This is a genomic window from Paenibacillus sp. P4_A7 (assembly GCF_056402455.1).
Window position 1 is genome coordinate 1 of record NZ_JBFUHJ010000389.1, and the last position, 5,438, is coordinate 5,438.

Genomic DNA, 5,438 nt, shown 5'->3' on the forward strand with positions numbered 1-5,438 from the left:
CCTTGCTGCTTCAAATAATTGTAGAGCTGAGAGCGATGATGGAAGGTGTGCGTAACGATCTCAATCAACCATTTTATCTGAACGGCACCGTGATCTAAGTAAAAAGCTTTTGTTGATTTGTTAAGCAGCTCATCTTCGGTTAAGGATGTCATATATTCCTTCAATGCTTCATAATTTGAGCGCAAACGGTTGGCCAATTCCACAGGATCAATTATTTCAGAAACACTAGTCTCGACCTTCTCCACTTCCTGCTGTGTTGATTCTTGAAGAATCGCCAGATCGGATGCTGGAATAGAGACTAGGTGATGCACAAGCTGCAGCAAACTCCTCATATTGTCTTGTGGCTGATAGTTCCATTCCTCCGGCTTAATCCGCTTAATTAGATTTTCAGTCGTTCTTACTGAAAGCTCAAGCTCCTCCAGCAGATGATCACGAATATGCATAACACCACTCATGAAAAACATTCCCTTCTCTTATGTAATGAGATTAATATTAAACCACATTAACTATCCATTTACTTGCTGATAACGACTGCTTAACTGACTAGCTATTCCAAAGATTTCTTTCTTTAATGCAAGAGGCTCCAATACCTCGGCATCTAATCCAAGCGTAAAGAAAAATTGGATCGCCCAGGTCCACTCTGATACAGGGCACATAAAATCGAGTTCCCATTCGTCATCTGAAACGGGTTTCACGTATTCTCCAATATGCGGATCTCGTTCCGCAAGCAAGGCCCCTCGGTAAGTAAGTTTTACTAGGACACGAATGGGCTGTGAGATGTCATCCGATTTTTTTGGCACCATTTGTGCTTGGTAGATGTCCGATTCCGATTTGTCCATGGCCACAATCTGCTCAAATCGATCAGCTCGGAAGTTGCGCAGTTCTTGATGTTGAATGGAATAAGCTTCACAATACCAAAACCCATAAGCCATATAAACCCGATGAGGTAACAGCTGCAGCCATCTTTGATGCTTTTCGGAACGGTAATGAGCATTTATCCATATGGATTCCGCAGCAAAGGTAAGCAGTTCCGATAACAAAGGGGTCTTATAGCTGCGATTTGGAACATCCATTTCAATATGATTCAGAACCGGTTCGACTTGCTCAAGAATACTCTGCGGCATGATCGCTCTTATCTTATTCATCGTAGTCCAGCGGGCCTGATTGAATGGCGTATCGGACAGCTTCGTCAATGCATTCAACGCAAACAATAAAGTTAGAGCTTCTTGGGAGTCGAAATGCAGTGGTGGCAATTTGTAGCTGTCCATCAGATGGAATCCTCCGCTTGGACCGGTCGTTGCATAAAGTGGAATACCCATTTCGGATAGAGCTTCCATATCACGCAAAATGGTTCTTTTGGAAACCTCTAATTGATCGGCTAAAGATTGCGCTGTCACCGTTTTTTGCTGCAGAGCGATCAGGATAGCCATTAGCCTATCAACCTTTTTCAAAACTGTATTTCCTCCTTTCTACTCTCAGAATAACATAGTATTGGTGACACCATGCATGTCATCAATTCATTGGGCTCGGTTCAATTTTCACGCCATCAATCAATGATTGAAGAGTCTCGAACCAGTTCTTTAAACGTATCAATGAAGAGCTGCGGATGGTTTTTAATCGTATAGGAGAATACGCCTTGCCTTGTATGCAAATAAAGCAATCCTCCCTCTCCCCCGATCTGTTTATAAGATAAATCAAATACATCTAGGATTGGAAATTCCCGATGCTTAGTCACTATTCTCTCCTTATATAAATACATCAGCCGATCTTCAACAACTGTTAGTTGCTCTAGGCTAGTTATTTTTCTCTCCACTTTAAAATAAGACTGTACAGCAATCCAATTCATTGATAACCTCCACTATTTACTACGCTAACTATACCAAAGATAAACTGCACTTTACAAAGAGGCTACTTACACCCTTCCATGCAAACAAAAAAAAGAGTGCGTAATAGCTACGCACTCTTACAAATCATATCCTTTACTACAAACCCAACCTTTGWCCTTTCTCTAGACGCACAATCTGCTGTTCACCGGTATCAGCCAGTTCTCTGAACTGATTAATGGTTTCTCGCATTTTAGGCAGTGCCTCCTGCTTGTAAGTGCTAATAGAATCTAGAGCAGATAACACGTCTGTGAATGCCTGCTTTAAAGTGTCTACTGAAATACTGGCCTCAAGAGATTGTTTATGAATCGCCGCGCCTTGATCTTTCAGCATTTTTGAGGTGCCACTAATTAGACTGTCAGTGGTTTGATTGAGAAGTTCGATTTTTTGGAGGACAATTCTTTGATTATAGAGCGCACTCGCTACCGTAACTGAAATTTTCAAAGCTGAAATAGTTACATTTCTCGCTCTATCCACCCCTCTAATCAGCTCTTTGTTATTTCTCATTACAACCTCGATTGCCATAATTCCCTGTTGATTAACGACCATCATTTGCTGCAAGTCCATCACGCGCTGCCGCAACGGAAACAGCACTTCTTCTGTTATGAACCGTACTTTATCTTCGGACTCGTTGCGTAATTTGGCATCTTCAATTTGAGTTTCTATCTCTGAATCCATCAGCATGCCGAGCTGGATTTCCTTTTGCAGCCTTTTTGTAAGATCCCGTAGTGCCTGCTGTTCAAATTGCAGCGTAGTATTGTCATTCTTTAGCACCGACTTGCCCTTATCCAATGAAGTGATAATATCCGAAATGACTGCATCTGCTCTTTGATACTTAACAAAATAGGTCCGCAGAGGATTAAAAAACTTCCCAAGGAATCCTCGCTTTGCGAAGTCTACTGCACTCGGATCCAGATCCTTCAACTGTAGATGCAGTTCAGTTAAACCTTTTGCTACTTGGCCACCCTCATCGCCCGTTTTCGATAAATTTCCTACTGATACTTGCAAGAGGGAATTTTTCTCCGAGGATGATCGCATTGTACCGACACCAAAGCTATCAATGGATTGCAGGATCTCTTTGCGCTTTTCTATGGACTCCACATCCAAGGCCAAAATGGTCGAAACATTATTTGCCGCCAGCTCTTTAAGCTGAGATATTTCCTCAGGCTCCGGTTTAACCTGTTCTTCAATAACTGACTTAAGCTTTTCTGGGCTTACCACTTCCATTGTAAATGACATTGCAACCCCTCCTAAAAAGTTTTGAGAAGCAGAACTTGCTGCGAACGCTCGCGCTTAGAAATGAAATTACATCTGAACATTCAGTAGATTGCTTATTTTGTAAACAACATCGTCTGTATCTGCATTGATGCTAGCTGCCTCATTAATACTTGAGATGTTTTGAAGTGCTTTTATATCGGCATTGTAGCCAATCGTGTAAATGGGGATTTTGTAGGTCTCAATTAACTCTCTGATATCCTTAAGTGAATGCCCTTCGTTGGTTTCTCCATCACTTAAAACAAAGATTAAAGGCTTCATATCCGGGTTAAGTGCTAATTCAGCTTTAAGCATTTTCATCGCCACCACAATACCATCAAAGGTGGCTGTACCGCCCGCAGCCTGAAGGCTGTCTACAGCTCCTACAAACATGGACTGCTGATTCGTGTCGTACTTCGCTATAGGAAGATTGATTGAAACACTGCTGGAGTAAGATACAAAGCCAATACTATTATCCCTGCCCAAGTACTTCTGACCTGTTAATAACGACTCCTTCAATCGATTTAGAGGTTCACCAGCCATACTTCCTGATACATCGGCTACAAATACCGCAGCAATCGGTTTATTTCCATTTTTCTTTTCCTTCCACAATTTCTGTGCAGAGGATAAAAGGCTACCATCAACTACTTCACGTTCTGAATGGTAATCTTCTAAGCCATTGAAGCCCCTCTCATCAGCTAAACTTTGATATTTCTCTTGTTCTACGAACTCGGCAAACTTCTTAATCATTTCCAACTTATCTTGTGGTAAATCACCCAAGGCGTAAAGCGGGCTGTCATGCCTCACACCAAAAGGAGTAAAAACATAACCTCCCTTAAGATCTGCAGCATTTACATAGGTTTGATATTCTAAGACGAAAGCATCAAGCATCCCAGACTTGGCTGCATCACGCATTTGTATCGTTGTGGACGCAATGAAAGGTACATTTGCTTGAAATTTCTCGAATCCTTGAACCGCTTTGTCTCCAAGTAAATCAGTGCTATCGAAAGTCTCAAGAGCAGTCACGAGAAAGTTTAATCCGGTAGAACTGGCGAATGGATCCGTGTATCCCATGGCGAGTTCATTGTCCGCTATAGCGTCTGTAATCGTTTTAATGTTTAGAGAACCGTACTTTTCTACCAACTCATCATATTTTGACTTCTTTGCCACAACACCTGCTACATTTCCGACAAGCCGCTTCGATATTAGCTGTGTGTTAATTCCTTGTGCTTTGACCATTTCACCCCACAACTCATTTGACGGAGTGAAGGCATCCGGAACATACTTACCAGATCTTATATAATCCGTGGCGGTACCCGAAGCAATATTACGAATTTTAACTGAAATAGCCTTTCCATTTACTTCAATATTGGACTTATTAAATTCAGTAGCTACTTCATTTAACCACCCGTCAATTCCAGTGCCTGATTTCTCTGTAGAGGAGAAAATCTCTACGAAACTGTCCGTTGTGTTAGCTACAGAGATAGGAAATTTAGAAATATCGGGCAATGAATCACCGGCTCCAACAGGATCAAGGTCTATCTGCCCCTTTATTTGTTCCTCGGTAGCTACCGAAATATTTTTGTAGAGCTTATCTAGTCGTTTATCAGCATCCTCTGAAGTTACTTGTGTTTTTGTTTTCCCTAAATTAGATGTTAAGCTGATCCCATAATAGACAAGACCAAAAACGATCGCTGCGATAACCACTAATACTACAAACGCTTTGCTTTTACTGGCCACACTCATCTCCCCTTTATTACGTATAAAATTTCGTCTGCTTGATTAAAGCGTCTATTTCCTTCATGCAAGGCATCTCTTCGACATCTCGATAATCTGTACTTCCTAGTCGAGATATCTCCAACAGCAACTTATCTAATTTCAACAAAATTTCTTCATTTGCTCCAAGATATCCAGTAACGTTAGCTAAGTACTCATTAAATAGTTCTGTTTTTTCTTGAACCAATTTATTAGAAAACTTTGCAGATCTTTGCTGATTAGCAAAGGTTGCTAGCTCTGATGCATCGAAGACACTAAGCTTAATAAGAATGCCACTGATATTCAGATAAAAAAGTTTTTCTATCTCATAAATGACAGAAATGAATTTCTTGTAGCTTAACTCTGTTTGATCAAATCTCTGACTAAGGACATTCAACAAGGTATCCTTCTTCTTTTCTAATCGATTCAATTGATCCAGAGCAAGAAGAATATCCTTCTTTAACACCTTTTCATTTTTATAATGGGTTAGAGCAACTATGTAATCCTCATGTGTTTTAATGTCTTTGACATACGTAACAATTGGAG

At 40.8% G+C, this 5,438-nt stretch carries 6 protein-coding genes; all 6 read right to left on the reverse strand.

What is annotated here, in order from left to right; genetic code table 11:
- Positions 1-455, reverse strand: a 455-nt coding sequence (locus AC1DWN_RS26995) for a DinB family protein (protein WP_477561977.1), incomplete at its 3' end; no start/stop codon positions are given.
- 51 nt (positions 456-506) lie between these two features.
- Entirely contained in the window at positions 507-1,451 is a 945-nt protein-coding gene (locus tag AC1DWN_RS27000; RefSeq protein WP_477561978.1) for a helix-turn-helix transcriptional regulator, read from the reverse strand.
- 95 nt (positions 1,452-1,546) lie between these two features.
- Positions 1,547-1,846 (reverse strand): hypothetical protein, encoded by a 300-nt coding sequence (locus AC1DWN_RS27005; RefSeq protein ID WP_477561979.1) that lies wholly within the window; start codon positions 1,844-1,846, stop codon positions 1,547-1,549.
- A gap of 136 nt (positions 1,847-1,982) precedes the next feature.
- A complete protein-coding gene (locus tag AC1DWN_RS27010) occupies positions 1,983-3,122 on the reverse strand; it encodes a toxic anion resistance protein (RefSeq protein ID WP_477561980.1) in 1,140 nt (379 codons plus the stop codon).
- A 66-nt stretch (positions 3,123-3,188) separates the two neighbouring features.
- Positions 3,189-4,877, reverse strand: a complete 1,689-nt coding sequence (locus AC1DWN_RS27015; protein WP_477561981.1) for a vWA domain-containing protein — start codon at positions 4,875-4,877, stop codon at positions 3,189-3,191.
- A gap of 16 nt (positions 4,878-4,893) precedes the next feature.
- The coding region (locus AC1DWN_RS27020) for a hypothetical protein (RefSeq protein ID WP_477561982.1) at positions 4,894-5,438 on the reverse strand (545 nt) is incomplete at its 5' end.

Bases quoted from the DNA above. Each gene is read 5' to 3' on its own strand.
- AC1DWN_RS27005 (WP_477561979.1), bottom strand. From the start codon at position 1,846: ATGAATTGGATTGCTGTACAGTCTTATTTTAAAGTGGAGAGAAAAATA.